At 61.1% G+C, this 16,290-nt stretch carries 15 protein-coding genes; 2 read left to right on the top strand and 13 right to left on the bottom strand.

Annotation, left to right across the window (positions count from 1 at the left end):
• Window positions 1-12: 12 nt before the first annotated feature.
• A complete protein-coding gene (locus tag P3T20_RS03705) occupies window positions 13-879 on the top strand; it encodes an amidohydrolase family protein (protein ID WP_429286089.1) in 867 nt (288 codons plus the stop codon).
• On the opposite strand, the gene P3T20_RS03710 is transcribed toward P3T20_RS03705, so the two are convergent.
• From P3T20_RS03710 to P3T20_RS03750, 9 genes are all read right to left on the bottom strand, one after another.
• Window positions 876-1,826, bottom strand: coding sequence for a dihydrodipicolinate synthase family protein (locus P3T20_RS03710; RefSeq protein ID WP_429286090.1), 951 nt, complete (start codon window positions 1,824-1,826; stop codon window positions 876-878). The genes P3T20_RS03705 and P3T20_RS03710 overlap by 4 nt on opposite strands.
• Before the next feature lie 58 nt (window positions 1,827-1,884).
• Window positions 1,885-3,207 (bottom strand): MFS transporter, encoded by a 1,323-nt coding sequence (locus P3T20_RS03715; RefSeq protein ID WP_429286091.1) that lies wholly within the window; start codon window positions 3,205-3,207, stop codon window positions 1,885-1,887.
• A gap of 66 nt (window positions 3,208-3,273) precedes the next feature.
• Complete coding sequence (locus P3T20_RS03720; protein ID WP_429286092.1) at window positions 3,274-4,620, bottom strand: MFS transporter; 1,347 nt, start codon at window positions 4,618-4,620, stop codon at window positions 3,274-3,276.
• Window positions 4,621-4,689: 69 nt separating this feature from the next.
• Window positions 4,690-6,114, bottom strand: a complete 1,425-nt coding sequence (locus P3T20_RS03725; protein WP_429286093.1) for an FAD-binding oxidoreductase — start codon at window positions 6,112-6,114, stop codon at window positions 4,690-4,692.
• 86 nt (window positions 6,115-6,200) lie between these two features.
• The gene (locus tag P3T20_RS03730; protein ID WP_074266300.1) at window positions 6,201-7,085 is read right to left on the bottom strand and encodes a dihydrodipicolinate synthase family protein; all 885 of its coding nucleotides are present in this window, start codon (window positions 7,083-7,085) and stop codon (window positions 6,201-6,203) included.
• 202 nt (window positions 7,086-7,287) lie between these two features.
• On the bottom strand, window positions 7,288-7,983 hold the full coding sequence (locus P3T20_RS03735) for a GntR family transcriptional regulator (RefSeq protein WP_143787624.1): 696 nt from the start codon (window positions 7,981-7,983) through the stop codon (window positions 7,288-7,290).
• A 112-nt stretch (window positions 7,984-8,095) separates the two neighbouring features.
• A complete protein-coding gene (locus tag P3T20_RS03740) occupies window positions 8,096-8,335 on the bottom strand; it encodes a hypothetical protein (RefSeq protein WP_074266301.1) in 240 nt (79 codons plus the stop codon).
• Between the two features lie 418 nt (window positions 8,336-8,753).
• The gene (locus tag P3T20_RS03745) at window positions 8,754-9,044 is read right to left on the bottom strand and encodes a DUF4148 domain-containing protein (protein ID WP_074266302.1); all 291 of its coding nucleotides are present in this window, start codon (window positions 9,042-9,044) and stop codon (window positions 8,754-8,756) included.
• 159 nt (window positions 9,045-9,203) lie between these two features.
• Entirely contained in the window at window positions 9,204-9,653 is a 450-nt protein-coding gene (locus tag P3T20_RS03750) for a hypothetical protein (RefSeq protein WP_074266303.1), read from the bottom strand.
• Between the two features lie 116 nt (window positions 9,654-9,769).
• Here P3T20_RS03750 and P3T20_RS03755 point away from each other — a divergent pair, with 116 nt between their 5' ends.
• A complete protein-coding gene (locus P3T20_RS03755; protein ID WP_074266304.1) occupies window positions 9,770-10,360 on the top strand; it encodes an IMPACT family protein in 591 nt (196 codons plus the stop codon).
• Window positions 10,361-10,374: 14 nt separating this feature from the next.
• Here the strand turns inward: P3T20_RS03755 and P3T20_RS03760 are convergent, their stop codons facing one another.
• From P3T20_RS03760 to aldA, 4 genes are all read right to left on the bottom strand, one after another.
• Window positions 10,375-12,036: a GMC family oxidoreductase gene (locus P3T20_RS03760; protein WP_074266305.1), complete on the bottom strand. Its 1,662-nt coding sequence runs from the start codon at window positions 12,034-12,036 to the stop codon at window positions 10,375-10,377.
• A 55-nt stretch (window positions 12,037-12,091) separates the two neighbouring features.
• Window positions 12,092-13,309, bottom strand: coding sequence for a mandelate racemase/muconate lactonizing enzyme family protein (locus tag P3T20_RS03765; protein WP_074266306.1), 1,218 nt, complete (start codon window positions 13,307-13,309; stop codon window positions 12,092-12,094).
• On the bottom strand, window positions 13,310-14,632 hold the full coding sequence (locus P3T20_RS03770; protein ID WP_429286094.1) for an MFS transporter: 1,323 nt from the start codon (window positions 14,630-14,632) through the stop codon (window positions 13,310-13,312).
• Window positions 14,633-14,798: 166 nt separating this feature from the next.
• Window positions 14,799-16,223, bottom strand: coding sequence for an aldehyde dehydrogenase (aldA, locus tag P3T20_RS03775; RefSeq protein WP_429286095.1), 1,425 nt, complete (start codon window positions 16,221-16,223; stop codon window positions 14,799-14,801).
• Between the last annotated feature and the right edge of the window lie 67 nt (window positions 16,224-16,290).

Raw genomic sequence — 16,290 nt, forward strand, 5'->3', positions numbered from 1 at the left:
ACGAATTCACGAATGACTGCTTCTAACGGTACGCCCGCCCTCCACGCTACTACGTTGCCCATCACGGGCATCGACGGTCACGCGCACGTATTCGTGCACGGCTTGCCGCTCGCATCAGGCCGACGCTATGCGCCAACCTACGAGGCCACGCTCGAAGACTATCGCGCGATGCTCGCGAGCCTGGGCTTATCGCACGGTGTTCTGGTTCAACCAAGTTTTCTCGGCACCGACAACAGCTTTCTACTGTCGTGCCTCAACGCGCATCCCGAACAGTTACGCGGCATCGTCGTAGTGGATCCAGCGCGCGATATCGCGCAGATCGAGGCGTGGCACGCGCGCGGCGTGGTCGGCGTGCGTGCCAATCTGATCGGCACCGCGTTGCCCGACTTTGGCGATACGGTATGGGCGCCGTTTCTCGAGCGCATGGCGGACCTGGACTGGCATTTCGAGGTGCAGATCGAAGCAGCACGTCTTTCCGCGATTGCGGCGGCCGTGCTTGCCAGCGGCGTGCATATGGTGGTCGATCATTTTGGCCGCTTCGATCCGGCGCTCGGCACCGGCGACCCCGGCTTCGCCACCCTGCTCTCGCTCGGCCCGACGCGACAGGTGTGGGTGAAAGTGTCGGGTGCGTATCGCGTGAGCCCCGAGCGCGATGATCCGGCTGCGGCATTGGCGGCAGCAGTCGGCGCATGGCCCGCGCTGGTTCGTGAATTCGGCGTCGACCGTCTGGTGTGGGGCACCGACTGGCCGCATACGCAATTCGAAGACGTGCAGAACGCACGGCTGACTCGCGATCAACTCGAATCCTTCGTGGATCAGCCGGATCAGTTACGCACCGTGCTGGTCGATACGCCCGCGTCGCTGTTCCAGTTCCGCTAACGCACCGCAGCGATCCGCGCGCGGAAGTGCTCGGTGCCGGCAACGATCTTGTCGAGCACCGCGTCGAGTGCCCAGAAGCGTTCGCGCACGTCGTAGTCGATCACGCGGCAGCGAATCGAGTTGAATGTGCCGATACGCTGATGGTAGATCTTCGCGAGCGCCGGGTAGCCGAGCGCCTCCGACACTGCCGCAATCACCAGAAACGTCGACAATTCTTCGGCTAACGCCGGATCCCGAGCACTCTCGCTACGCAGCCACTGGTAAAGATCCGGATGAAAGTTGGTGAATACGCCGTTGAAGCCCGCCGATCCGGCCTTCATCGCATCCCACGCGATCGCGGCATTCGCATTCAGTATCTTCAGCGGGGAACCCTCGGCCAACGCGACACGCCGCTTCACGGTGGACAGATCGCAACTGACATCCTTAAGCATGACGAAGCGACCGGTGTCGATACAGGCCTTCAGTTCCTCGTCGGAAAGCAGCCGCCGATACGGCGCAGGGCACTCGTATAACCCAAGCGGCAGATCGGACGGCAAACGCTGCAGCAGGCGCCGCAGATTCGTCAGAAAGGTGGCCGTGCCCTCACGCTTCGGATCCAGTCGATTCGTGACCAGCACCGCCCCTTGCGCCCCCGATGCTGCCGCAGCCAGCAGTTCTTCAGCCTGCGCATCCGGATCGTCGCTGATATGGCCGGACGCGACCACGGGCACCCGCCCCGCCACCTTATCCACCACAAAGCGCGCGAGCGCGGCACGCTCCGCGAGACTCAGAAACTGCATCTCACTCGACTGCGCGACTGCGAACAACGCATCCGAGCCATGCTCGAGATACCACTCGATCAGGCGCTCGAGTCCGCCGTAGTCGATCGCACCGCTCTCGTCGAACGGCGTTAGCATCACGGGAACAATGCCCTCGATAACACCTGCGGGCTTCGATGTATCACCCATCAACCTCTCCTCAAAGATACTGTTTCAATCGCGACTCGCAACGCGTGTCTCGCTCCCATCATGCGGGTACGTGAGCCACGCCCGCCGCGCTTTCCTGTTCGGGAATCGGTTTGCGCACCAGCAGCAGATAGGCCATCGCCCCGGCGCCCGCGATGCCCGCGGCCGTCAATAGCGCCGGCACGAACGACAACGCCTGGGCGATAAAGCCGGTCGCGATCGGCGCCAGCGCGCCGCCGAGAAAGCCGCCGAAGTTCTGGATGGCTGCCAGCGACGCGATCCGGCTGGGCGGCGCTGCCGCTGTCGCCAATGCCCATGACGAAGCCGCCGCCGCGTTGCCTAAAAAGACCACCACCGAAATGCAGGCGACCGCGATCGCATTGCTCTCGACGAGAGCAGCCGGAATCGTGAAGACCATCATGCCGAGCATCGAGACCACCACCGCGTTGCGGCGGCTCGCCACCGGCGAACGGCTGCCCCGGGTAATCAGATCGGAGAACCAGCCCGCCACCAGCGAGCCGACGATGCCGCACAGGAACGGCACAGATGCCGCGAAGCCGGTATGGATCAGGCTCATGTGCCGCTCGATCGTCAGATAGCCCGGCAACCAGGTCAGATAAACCCAGTTGAGATACACCGAGCCGAAGAAGCCGATCAGCATCCCCCAGGTCGTCGCATACGAAAACAGACCTCGCCATTCGGCGAACGTGAGCTTGGAGGGTACTTCGCCTGCTGACTGGCTGCCCTCGTCGAGATAGCGGCGCTCCGCCTCGGTCATCTGCGACTTGTCCGGATCGCGGTACAACGCAAACCAGATGATTGCGACCACAAGACCCAGCATGCCCGTTGCAATAAAGGCCCAACGCCAGTTGAAGGACACCACGACAAACGACAGGCATAGCGGTGCAAGCGCGCTCCCCAACGGCGAGGCCGCGTTGTAGATGCCGGTGGGCGTGCCGCGCGAGCGCAACGGGAACCAGTTGCTCACGACCCGGGCGGCCGAAGGAAACTGCGGCGCTTCGCCAATGCCGAGCACCGCGCGCGCAACGATAAAGAAGCCGAAGCTGGACGCGAGGCCACCCGCCATCTGCGCCAGCGACCACACAACAAGCCCGATGCCCAGCAGCCGGCGCGGGCCAATGCGATCGACCAGTCCACCGATCGGTAACTGACACACTGCGTAGATCCACAGGAACGCCGACAGCAGCAAGCCCATCTGACCGAGCGAGAGTCCGAGCTCGGCACGGATCATCGGGTTGGCGACAGCCAGCGTGCCGCGATCCATATAGTTGACGACACCGCTCACCATCAGAAGCACGAGCGCGACATGCTGGGCTCGGCGAATTCCTGGCGGGGTGGGCTGACTTTGCGCGGTATCGCTCATGCTCGCTGTCTCCGTCTCATAGCAGGTATGACTGCGTCATCGTAGTTGTTTGCCACCTCGTGTATGTCAAACTTCCGCGCGCAAAGGCTCGGCCGGATCGGACACGCGGCGATCGGCCTGCGCGGGACGCAGCATGGCAAGCAGAAGCGCCGCCACGAGGCCGCTCGCCGCAAGCACATAAAGTCCCGCAGGCACCGAGTGAAACGACGCCTCGACGGCATTGCGCACGGTCGGCGCAAAGAAACCGCCAAGATTGCCGATTGCGTTGATCACCGCGAAACCGCCCGCCGCTGCGGTGCCGCCCAGATAGGCTGCTGGAAACGTCCAGAAGATCGGCTGTACCGTCATGATGCCCATCGTGACGAAACAGAGGGCCACGATCGCCCCAACGGGACCCATATTGGCCGATACCGCAAGACCACACGCGATAGAGAGAGCCGAGAGCACCGCGAAACCACGCCGGTGTCCGGTACGCACCGCGAAGCCCGGATAAAACGCACCCGCCACGATGGCGCAGGCCCACGGAATGGCCGAAATCAGCCCGACGTGCAGGCCCACTTTGACATGCAGCAGCGCGCTTACCTGGGTCGGCAAATAAAACGCCACCCCGTAGCCTGCAATCTGGATCGAGAAATAGAGGAGCGCGAAATGCAGCAGCTTCGGATCGACCAGCGCGGCACGGAAAGTCATCTTGCCGATTTTCTGTTTCTGCCGATCTTCAGCAGCAAGTGCGCGCGCGAGCGCTCGTGCTTCATCGCGCGGCATCCACTTCGCGTCTTCGGGACGATTACACAGATAGAAATAGCCCCACACGCCTACCACCGACGCCAGCAGGCCTTCGACCAGGAACATCAATTGCCAGCCGTGCAGGCCGAACAGGCCATCGAACTCAAGCAGCATGCCCGATAGCGGACCGCCCAACATCAACGCGAGCGGCGAGCCGAAGTAGAAGATCCCCATGATCTGTCCGCGTGCACGAGCGGGAAACCAGTACGTCATGTAGAGAACCGCACCTGGGAACAGTCCCGCCTCGGCGGCGCCCAGAAAGAAACGGATGAACGAGAACAGCGAATCGCTCGACGCGTATGCCATGGCCGCCGAAATCAGCCCCCATGTGACCATGATGCGCGAAAGCCAGACACGCGCGCCGACACGATGCATCATCAGATTGCTTGGCACTTCGAACAACGCGTAGGCGATGAAGAAAATACCTGCGCCGAAGGCGAACGCAGCGTTGCTCACGCCCGTCGACGCCTGATAGGACTGCTGCGCAAAACCGATGTTCGCCCGATCGAGGTACGACAGCATGTACATCAGGATCAGAAACGGCACGATCCGCCACTTGGCGCGCCTGATTGCACGCTCCACCAAAACCTCTTCATCGCCGTGCACGGGGTGCAGGTTCGTCTCCATCTCGTCTCCTTGTTGTTCCCTTGAAGGGATACCGCATCCGGTCTCGTGCCGGTGATCGTGGACGGCGGTTTAAACCACCTTGCCGGGATTGAGCAGATTCAGCGGATCGAGCGCGGCTTTCAGGCGGCACATCAGGGCAAGCTCAGGTTCGCTGCGCGTGTACGGCAGCCACGGCTTCTTGGTGATGCCGATGCCATGTTCAGCTGAGATCGTCCCACCGAACTGCTGTACGAGACCGTAGACAATCGTGGTGATCTCTTCTTTCGGTTGCGGCGAAGCACCCGGCACGCAGGCGACGATATGCAGGTTGCCATCGCCGATGTGCCCATAGAAGAGTGCAACCGCGTCGGCAAAGCGGGCGCGCAAGGCTGCGAGACATGCGTTCACGTATTCGTCCATGACCGCGACCGGCAAGCCGATGTCGAATGGTTCGTGAGGCCCGAGGACCTGCGGAAATTCCGCACAGGCATCGCGCACGCCCCAGAACGCCTGTACGTCCGCGAGCGATTGAGCCAGCGCTCCGTCGGCGAGTACGCCTTCTTCGATCTGATGCATCAACCAGGACTCGAAACGCGGAGCGTCGTACGCCGCATCCATCCCCTGGGCTTCGATCAGCACGTAGCAGGCATGCTCGCCCGGCAGCGGATTGCTCACGCCGGGTACACGCTGCGTGACCGTCTGCCAGTAATCCGGCCACATCACCTCGAAGGCGGACAGGAGCGGCCCTAAACCGCGGCGTGCCGCGTTCAGAAACACGACCAGCTTGTCGTAGCTTTCGAGTGCGCACAGCGCTGCCATCGTGCAGCCCGGTTTGGCAGACAGGCGCAGGACCATGCGCGTGATGATGCCGAGTGTCCCTTCGCTGCCGATGAACAGATGCTTGAGGTCATAGCCCGCATTGTTCTTCAGCATCTTGTTGAGATTCGTCACCACGCTGCCATCCGGCAGCACGACTTCGAGCCCCAGCACCATTTCACGCGCCATGCCGTAGCGGATCACACGGTTGCCGCCCGCGTTCGTAGACAGATTGCCGCCGATCGCGCACGAGCCACGCGCACCGAGGTCCAGGGGAATGAAGAAACCGGCCTCATCCGCGGCCTCCTGCACGTTCTGCAGCGGCGTGCCCGCCTTGACCGTCATAGTTGCCGATGCAGGGTCGATCTCTTCGATCCCCACCATGCGCTCGAGCGACAACGCCACCGCCCCCTCGATGGGCCTGGCGCCGCCGCACAGTCCCGTCAATCCGCCCTGCGGTACCACCGGGACGCGATACTGCGCACAGATGCGCATCGCCGCAGCCACGCCGGGCGTGTCCGTAGGACGCAACACCGCCAGGGGCCGCTGGGGCCCGAGCGTGCTCCAGTCCTGTTCGTTACGTGTGGGGATGTCGTTGCCGGTCAGCACAGCGGCAGCACCGAGGGCATCGCGCAATGCGGCGAACAACGCCTCGGATGTATCGCCGGCCCTCTCGGGCAAGCAGATTTCGTGGTCCATCGTGTCTCCTTCCCTGTTTTCGCAGCGTGCGCGGGTTCGCATCGGCCCGGTGCGTGAATACCGGGCGGTGGATTGCGCTTACCCCGTCACACCGTCGTCCGAGCTAGCAGCGCGCGCGGCAATGCGGCTTTTACATCCGCGTCAATCGCCATGAGCGGCGCGCGTACGCGGCGCCATCCGTCGTTGCCCTGGCAAGCGGCGACCCATGCCTTGAGAAGCGGCACAAAGGGCTGACCTGCCACTGCCCGCAGCAGATCCTTTAGCACGCCGAAGTCTGTGTCCTGTTCGCTGTCGTAAGACGCGCGAACCTGCTCTGGCGCGATGTTGGCCAGCCCGCAGATCGATCCGGCAGCGCCCGCTGCCCGCGCGCGTCCAATCGTGTCCTCTGCGCCCACATAGACTTTCAGGCCGGGATGATTGCGGATCAGCGCGAGCGAATGATCGAGGTTCCCGCTGCTGTCCTTGATGCCGTCTATCACGTTCCCGTAGCGCTGACGCAGTGTCGCGATCGCCTGGTCGTCGAAACTCACTCCGGATACCTGAGGAATGTGATAGAGGATGACGCGCAAGCCCGGATCGCCGGCGGCGTCGATCACCTGACCGATCGATTCGACCACGCCGGCGCTGCTGACATCCTTGAAATAGAACGGAGGTAAAAGCAAGACACGGCGGCAGCCCTGCGCCAGCGCATGCCACGTCAAGGAGATCGCGTCGCCCAGTGCTGCAGCGCCCGCGCCGACCACCAGATCACCACTGCTGATTCCGCGCCCGAGCAGCCCTTCGAGCGCTGCGCTCCGTTCGGCGACCGTGAACGACTGGCCCTCGCCGGTCGTGCCGAACAGAGTAATGCCGTGTAAGCCGCGCCGCAGCAGATCTGCCGAATGCTGCGCCAGCAGCGCCACATCCGCGCGGTTCGCAGCATCGAGCGGCGTCGTCACTGCTGCCAGCACGCCCTGTCCTTCGAAAGACATAACCCGTCTCCTTCAGTCATACGTCCCGGCGGCGCCACCTCCGCACGGGCGTTCGAAATCGATCCGGCGCGACCCAGCCATCATCCAATGACGGACCGAACTGTAGCTGACATGTTAGTTAGAAATCAGTGGGCCGTCAAAGAAGAATTTTTACGGAGCGTAAGCGATATGCCTCGGGCCGACCTGGCGGCCCGTAGCCCTGCTAGCCGAAGTTGCCCATCGAGCGCTGGCGCGCGTTCTCGATATGCGTGCCGAGCAGACCGACCGCTTTTTCCACGTTGCGCTCACGAATGGCCGCGATCAGTTCGAGGTGTTCATCCATCGTCGGAACCACCACCTCGGGCTTCAGGACCACATGTTCGAGGCGGATCAGGCGGATGCGCAGACTGTTGACGCGATAGATATTGGAGACGATATCGTTGCCCATCGCATCGATCATCATGTCGTGCAGACCCCAGTCGACTGTCTGGGCGTCGTTGAGAAGACGATCGTCGATTTTCTTGGCAACCGCCCGGCGCACGATATCCCTGTGCGCCCGCTCGATTTTTTCGAGGTCGGCGTCGGATGCGGTACGGGTGAAATTTGCAACCGCCTCCCGCTCAAGCATGAGGCGCAGTTGAAAGGCGTTGCGGATCAACCGCAGATCGACATGACAGACCTGCAGACCGCGGTTCGGCACGGTCTTGATGAGACCCTCGGCTTCGAGGCGCGGCACCATTTCACGAATCGCGCCAAGCGGCATATCGGTCAGGACCATCAGTTCGCGTTGCGAGACGAATTGCCCAGGCCGGATATTGGCGTTCAGGATTTGCTGCGTGAAATTTTCATAAGCGACGAGGCGGAGAGACTTTCCCTGGCTCTCGTCCAGGTCCGTCTTTGCCGGTGTCATTGTATTCATAGCCGGTCTCGCGTACGTGTTGGTTGCACGGCAACATGTTAGCACGTACGTGTACGCTGCCAGCCGTCGCGAGATGGGGGCGGAGAGTCACGCGGCGATGCGCATTGGCCCCTTACTCATATACATTGATATGCCGATCGAGGTAGATAATTGCGGCATCAGGAGATTCGGCCTCATAGATCGGCTTGCCCGCGTAGAGAACTGTGCAGCCGCGTACCGAGAGTGCGGGAAGCGGGTCCCTGGCGGTGAAGCCTGCTGTAGCGGTAGCGTCAATCTCGCAGGCGAACAGGAGATCGCCTGCGCTGGCCAACTCGAATTCGAATGAAGGCGATAAGCAAAGATCCCTTCGCATAGGTAATTCCGGTCACATGGTCCGTCTGGGAGCACACATACTCTCACCACAATTTGAATATCCCTATGTGCAGACTCTTACGCTTCATTTCCGGCAAATCGCAACAGACGAGTATCCCCGTTTGCTCACCGGCGCAAGCGGGCGCAGCTCGAGAAAGATTTAGTAACGGTCGCGAAGGAAAAAGCGCCCAGACCGCAAAAGTCTGAGCGAAGCCATCGGGAGCCCGACGGCGGAGGTATTCAAGGTGACAAGGCGAAAGCGGCGCGCTACTGCGGTCGAAACCGGTAGCGAGCCCGCTCTCTGCACGGCGCCGCTCGGCGACCGTGCGCACTCATAGCGTGGTGTTCAAACGGCCAGATGCGCCCGCTATTCTTCCGCAGCGCGGAATCAGGGCATCAATGCATCAGTGGCAGGGCCTTTAGTTCTGGTTGGAACTCGACACGGCCGGCTTCGCCATATCCGACGAACCGTTTGCGACGCCACCCACATCCGTCGCACCGTTTTGTGCTGCTATTTTGGCCTCAGCAGCCTGAATCTGCGCAGGATAAGCGTTTTGGTCACCGTCGCCCGGGTAATAGCCAGCCTGTTCGACCTGGACCAATTGAGCGTGCACTTCCGCACGGGTGAGAGGCTGGTTCGATTGAGCGAACACAGCAACCGGTGCAGCAAACGCAGCGGCAACGACAACGGTTTGAATAAGGGATTTCATGGCTAATACCTCCAGACTTTTGTTTGTCCTGCTACGAACAACCCTGTTCGTCAGTCAGCGTCTACAGTCTAGGTAAGTACGCGTTTAAGATTAACCCCCGCGTCCGAAAGGGATTATTGTCAAATAGCCGTTAACCCTAATGAAAGGTTGACCGTTGGCTCAATGCCTGCTGGCTCTGCGAAGGCCCAAGGCGCCCATGATGGCCCCGGCGATGCCCGTAATCGCGCCCACAATGCCCGCGATCAGGGCCACGTAGCTGATCCAGTTGGTGGTGGTCTCGGGGACCTTCGCGGGAAGTGCCGATGCGATCACGACAGGCGGCGGCGCGGAGACTTTGTTCGGCGGAGCTTCCGCGGGAAGCGCGGTTGCGGTCACGCTCGGGGTCGCCACGACCGATACGGACGTGGACGTCCCAGGCGTTGCATAAAGCCCTGCAGCGAGCGCCATGGATGCGGCCGGGGTATCCCGTGCGATATCGCCAGCCAAAGCGACCGTCCCATGCGCTGAGAAAAGCAGCGTTGCCACGAGCGGTAGCAGACGGCCCCTCGCACGTCGTGATTGGCAAGCGGATGCGTCGATGCGCGCCGCTGTGAAGCGTTCTTGTTTCATCCCCCGTCCATCCAGGCACCGTGTAGGCATATCATGTCGTAGCCTGTCCATCGGGGTCAATATAGGTGCGGCAGAAAACGGCGTTCAGGCAAATGATTTAATCGAGTTCCATCAACGTGAGTCACACTCTTTCAACATCCGTCTCTGCAGAACTCGAAATCCGCAAGAGCCGCTTTATCGCCTATGCCATTCCCGTTGCGGACCGCGATGCTGCGATGGTCGAACTGCGCCGCCTGCGTGAAACGCATCCCGCTGCTACACACGTGTGCTGGGCGTTGCTCGCCGGGGGACATTCCGGCATGTCCGACGACGGCGAGCCTTCCGGCACCGCCGGCAGGCCGATCCTCGAAGTACTGCGCCATCACGATCTCGACGGCGTGCTGGCCGCCGTCGTGCGCTACTATGGCGGGGTGAAGCTGGGTGCGGGCGGCCTCGTGCGCGCGTATGCCGATTCGATTGCTCGTGTGCTGCAGGACGCGCCGCGCATCGAACGGATTGCGCAAACCTTGTTGACAGTGGAGATCGGCTATCCCGACGAAGCGCGCGTGCGCCGCTGGATCGAACAGGAAGGTTATGCGCTTGCTGATAGCGGGTATGAAATGGAAGTGCGGCTGACGATCGGCATGCCTGTTACCGCACTGGACGCGGCGCGCGAAGCCTTGCGGGATATGACGCAAGGACGCGCCGTGTTGCACGACGCGCCGTGACGCCCGGCTGATACTCAATGCGTCGCCGCTAACTCCGGTTGGGTGCGCTTGAGCGCGACTTCCATCAGCGCATCTTCGAGAATCATCTGAGCCCCTTTCTCCGCCACCATCATCGTCGGCGCATTGATATTGCCGGACGTGATGTTCGGGAAGATCGACGCATCCACCACGCGCAAGCCTGCGATGCCGTGTACGCGCAGGCGTTCGTCGACCACAGAAGTCTGCGCATCGGAGCCCATCGCGCATGATCCACACAGGTGGTAGATCGAACCCGACTGCTCGCGGAAATACTGCAGAAAACCCTCTCGCGTATTGACCTGCGGCCCTGGTGAAATCTCTTCGACCGTGATGCCCTGCAACGCCGGCGTGGCCATCACCTTGCGCACCAGTTCACAACCCTGAATCACTTCGTCGATGTCTTTGTCCGTGGTCAACGCGTTGATACGAATCTTCGCCGCGTCTTCCACACGGTTCGAGGCGATTTCGATCGTGCCGCGGCTCGTCGGCCGGCATGGATTGAACGCCAGCAGGAAGCCAGAATATGGTTCCGGCTCGAGGCTCGCCTTGCTGCTCTTAGGAATGCGATACGACAACGGGTTGAAATAGAGCTGCAAGTTAGGCTGCGCCTCCTGGTCGTTGCCCTTGAAAAAGCCACCGGACTGATTCACGCTCATCGCGAGCGGCCCCTTGCGGGTCAACAGATACTGCAGACCCAGCTTGAGCTTGCCGAGCAGCGGCCGCATTTCGTCGTTTAACGTCTTCACGTTGGCGCGATAGTAGAAGCTTACGCACAGATGATCCTGCAGATTTTGCCCGACTGCCGGCAATTCATGCACGAGCGGAATGCGATGCTGCGCGAGCAACGCCTTGGCGCCGACGCCGGACAGCTGCAACAGCTTCGGCGTATCCACTGCGCCAGCCGACAAGATCACCTCACGATTCGCTAAAAACCTGCGCTCGCTGCCGCCCTGCTTGACCACTACGCCCGTCGCACGCTTGTTGGTGTCGAACAGCACCTGGCTCACCAGCACGTCACGTTCGACGCTCAGATTCTTGCGCTCCAGTACCGGATGAAGATATTCGAAGCTGCTCGACGAACGTTGCCCGTTGCGCGTGTTCACATCGTAAATGCCCGCACCTTCGAACTGCGCACCATTGAAGTCTTGAGTCCGCTGATAACCCGCCTGCTCGCAGCCCTTCAAAAACACGTGGCAAATCGGATGTACGGCATCCTTCATCGGTGAAATGCGAATTGGGCCATCTTGGCCGTGATATTCAGTATTGCCAAGAGGATGCGACTCGAGCTTGCGGAAATACGGCAGCACGTCGTTAAACGACCAGCCTTTGTTGCCCGCGGCCGCCCAGTCGTCGAAATCGTGCGGTTGACCGCGCACGAAGATCATTGCGTTGATCGATCCCGAGCCGCCCTGCACCTTGCCGCGCGGACAATAGATTGGCCGGTTGTCGAGTTCCTTTTCGGGCTCGCTGTAGTACATCCAGTTATAGGTTTCGTTGTAGTACGTTTTGGTGAAACCCACTGGGACCTTGAACCAGAACGAGCTATCTTTGCCGCCCGCTTCGAGCAGCAGCACCGAGTATTCACCCGAGGCCGTCAGGCGATTCGCGAGGATGCAGCCCGCAGAGCCGGCGCCGACGATAATGTAGTCGTAGTTCATGGTGTAGTTCGCCCGATGGCGCCCGCTTCAGTGAATGCGAAATTGACTCTCAAGTTCAACCCTTGGCCGGCGCAAGATCCTTGACGTCGGCGGGCTTCGCGGCCATCTGCAGATGCAGGCGTTCGCCGCTGTACGGCGAGTGTTGCCGCACCACATCCATGTCCAGTTCGACGCCAAGACCCGGCTCGCGTGACGGAATGATGTAGCCGTCTTCCCAGCGAATCGGTGTCTTCAATACTTCCGCATGGAATCCGCCCCACGTCCCAATGCTTTCCTGAATCAGGAAGTTCGGCGTGCAAGCCGCCAGTTGAATGCTCGCTGCGGCGCCCACCGGCCCGTTGTAGAGATGCGGCGCGATCTGCGCGTAGTACACCTCAGCAATGCTCGCGACTTTCTTCGCTTCGAGCAGACCGCCTACGCGCGCCACGTTCAATTGCAGAATCGATGCCGCGCCCGCCTCGAGCAGCTTGAAGAACTCGTACTTGGTGGTCAGACGCTCGCCAGCCGCGATAGGAATGCTGGTGTGTTTGGCCACTTGCGCCATCGCGCCTTCCTGTCCCGGCGGCACCGGCTCTTCGAACCAGAGCGGATCGTATTTCTCGAGACGTTTGGCAAGACGGATAGCCGACGACGGCACCATTTGCCCATGTGTGCCGAACAGCAAATCGGCCTTGCTGCCCACCGCTTCGCGCACCCTGCGGCAAAACAGTTCGCAACGGTCCAGTACTTCTATCGACAACTGGTGACCGGAATACGCGGTGTACGGACCTGCCGGGTCGAACTTGACCGCCGTGAAGCCGCGTTTCACGTTCTGGACCGCGCATTCGGCCGCGAGATCGGGATCGTCGTAATCGTATTCGCCGTCGCGATTCTTCGGATACAGATAGGTGTACGAGCGAAGCCGTTCGTTGACCATGCCGCCCATCAGTTCGTAGACAGGCTTGCCGGCAGCCTTGCCGATGATGTCCCAGCAGGCCATCTCCAGGCCGCTGACGATGCCCATCATGGTCAGGTCGGGACGCTGCGTAAAGCCGCTCGAATAGGCTTCACGCCACAGCCGCTCGACGTGATGCGGATCCTTGTCGAGCAGATAGCGGCCGAACACATCGTCGATGAGATGGGTCATCGCATTCGGATGAAACGTCGCCGAATAGATTTCGCCGACGCCTTCAATCCCGCACGCCGTCTTCAGCTTGACGAAGATCCAGTACATGCCGCCCAGATGCGGCGGCGGCACGGCGACGATATGCGTTTCGAGCGAGACAACTTTCATTTACAGACCTTCTTTCCTGTTAAGCATGTTTCTAAGTGCAAGAGCAGCGAAGCCGCCGAGCGCAGCGACTGCGGCTACATAACCAAAGTAGAGCTGGTACCCGAATACACCGGGATAGGTCTGCGTCAGATAGCCGTTGATAAGCGGCAGAAAGACGTCCGGCGAATAGCCGAGCACCGAGATCAAACCGATTGCCAGACCCATCGTTTCGACGGGCACATTGCAGCGATCGAGCAACGACCAGTACAAGCCGCGAATTGCGTAAGTCAGAATGCCGATGAACAACACGAGGAACACCAGCGCCACGTGGCTGCCGATTCCAGGCGCAGCAACCAGTCCGACCAGCGAGAGTGCCGCGAGGAACAGCGCGATCACCAGCACGGAGACCTTGGAAAGGCGGTCGCCGAGGAAACCGCCACCAATGCCGCCGATAGGCCGCATCCACAGCTTGAGCGTGGTGATCGTGCCGGCCATCACCACGGAGAGACCAATCGCGCCTTCATGCAGATAGGCCGAAAAGCTGTAGGTCGCCCAGAAGACCTGATAACCGCAGAACACAATGGCGGCCACCAGCCACAGCTCCGGAATCAAGGCGAGCGTTTTCAGGTCGACAAAGACGTTACTGCGCCTGCGTACGGCGGCGTGGTCCGCCGCGGCTTTGCTACCCTGCGGATCCTTCACGAGACCAAGCACTACGCCGAGCACAATGCACAGAAACGCGTACATGTACACCACCAGCCTGAAACCTGCCGCGACCGGTTCACCACGCGTCTGCGTCATCCAGGCGAACAAGGTGATCGCGACGGTCGCCAGCAGCGCTTCGATCAGGCCACGGCCACCGTCGAGAAAACCGAAGAAGCGGCCTTGTTCATATGCTCCGGCGATCATCGACACTCGCTTGATGACGGCAGCCCAGAACGTCAGACCGGTCGACAGACCCCAGCCGCCGAAGATGACCATCAGCAGATGAAACGACGGCGCGGTCGAATACCACAGACCCAGCGCGCCGGTTGCGACCAGTGAGAAACTGATGAGCATGCGCGGCGCGATACGGTCGGCGAGCCAGCCGCTCGGCAGATAGCTGATCAGGAAGATCGTCCCAAGCGACGAGTAGAGATAGCCGAGCTGGCTGTCGGTGATATGGAACACCTCCAGCATGGTCGGCTGATACACCTGCCGCAAATAAAGAATGGGATAAATCGCGCCGGCGGCGATCACCAGCAGCAGCAGTTGCACATAGCGCTGTGCAGCGTTTTTCCGCAGCGCGGCTGCGTCGTGGGCCACCGACAGCGCGGCGTTGGATTGAACCGGTTGAGATGACACTGGGGTGCTCCTAAGAGACACACAAGGCCTGCAGCGCATTGCTGCCCCGGCTTTGTCGCATCTCCAATATCTTTGTTATGGTTGCAGCGTGCTTGCGCGAGACTGCAGGTTCAGAAAGGGCGCGCCGCTGTGTGCAGCGTGCCGGGTTTGAGTGTGTATCGAGCCTTTAGTACTTCATGACCACGAGGCGTGTCTGCGTAAATTCGAGCATGCCGTGCTTGCCATCGTCGCCGCCGAGGCCAGAGCGCTTCCAGCCCGCGTGGAAGCCCTGATACGGGTCGGCCGGCGTGCGGTTCACGTACAGCTCCCCCGCTTCGATGCCGTTGGCGATCTTCATCGCGGAACGATAGTTCTCGGTGTAAAGCACTGACGACAAACCGAACTGGTGATCGTTAGCCATCCCAAGCGCTTCGTCGAGCGTGCTGTATTTGACGACCGGCATGATCGGACCAAAGGTCTCTTCATGGATAATCTCCATGTCCTGGCTGCAGTTCGAGAGCAACGTTGCCGGGTAAAAGAAGCCGTTGCCGCCGGGCAACTCGCCACCCGTCTCGAGCCTGGCGCCTGCTTCCACGGCGCGCATAACCATTGCATGGATCGACTGACGCGACGCCTCGTTCACAAGCGGCCCCATGAGGGCGGCGTTTTCAGCGCGGTCGCCGATTTTCACCGCACTCATGTGCTGCCTGAGCAGCGCGACAAAGCGATCGTGCACGCTCTCGTGCACATAGACGCGTTCGATCGCCGTGCACAACTGGCCACAATGTGTGGTCTTGGACGCCACCAGTTCGCGCGCGGCCTTTTCGAGGTCGGCATCCGGCTCGACGATGGCGGGCGTTTTGCCGCCCAGTTCGAGCGACGGCTTGGCGATGTTCGCCTTGCAATACTCGAGCACCTTGCGCCCGGCACTGACGCTGCCCGTCAACGTGATCATGCCGACCGCCGGATGCGTGCAGACGTCTTCCGCGGTCGCGTGACTCATGGCCAGAATGTTCACGACACCTGCCGGCAAACCGGCGCGTTCGACTGCCCTGGCAATTTCGAATGCCGAGATCGGCGTGTTGTTGCTTGGGCGCACCACGACCGTGTTGCCGGAGATCAGAGCAGGCGCGATCTTGCGCAGCAATGTGTAGACCGGATAGTTGAACGGAATCAGGCAGGCGACGACACCGATCGGCTCGCGATGCAAGACCAGATTCTCGTCGGGGGTATCGCTCGGAATGACTTCGCCTTCGATGCGGCGCGCCCATTCCGCGTGATAGTGGGTGATTTGAGCGGCATAGATAGCTTCGTTAGTGGCATCCGCGACGCTTTTACCGGACTCCAGCGCGAGCGCGGCGCCGATAGCTGGTGCACATTCCGTCAAGGCATCTGCAAGCTTGTGCAGATGGACCGCCCGCTCGGCGGCGGGCAGCTTACGCCAGCCTTTCTGCGCAATGGCGGCGGCGCCGACCGCGGCGAATGCTTCGTCTCTCGACGCAGCGGAGACCTGGGCAACCAGGGCGCCGGTAGCGGGGTTGTAGACGGAGATGAGGTCGCCGGTTGCGGGTTCGATGAACTGGCCGTTAGCAAAATTCCGCTCGAGTCGCATAGTCTTTACCAGGTGGCGTGGTGCGAAAAACACATTGCCGGCCGCGATGAATGGCACGCCGCCGGTG

The sequence above is a fragment of the Paraburkholderia sp. GAS206C genome (genome assembly GCF_050435645.1).
In the GTDB taxonomy this organism is placed as follows: Bacteria; Pseudomonadota; Gammaproteobacteria; order Burkholderiales; family Burkholderiaceae; genus Paraburkholderia; species Paraburkholderia phenazinium_B.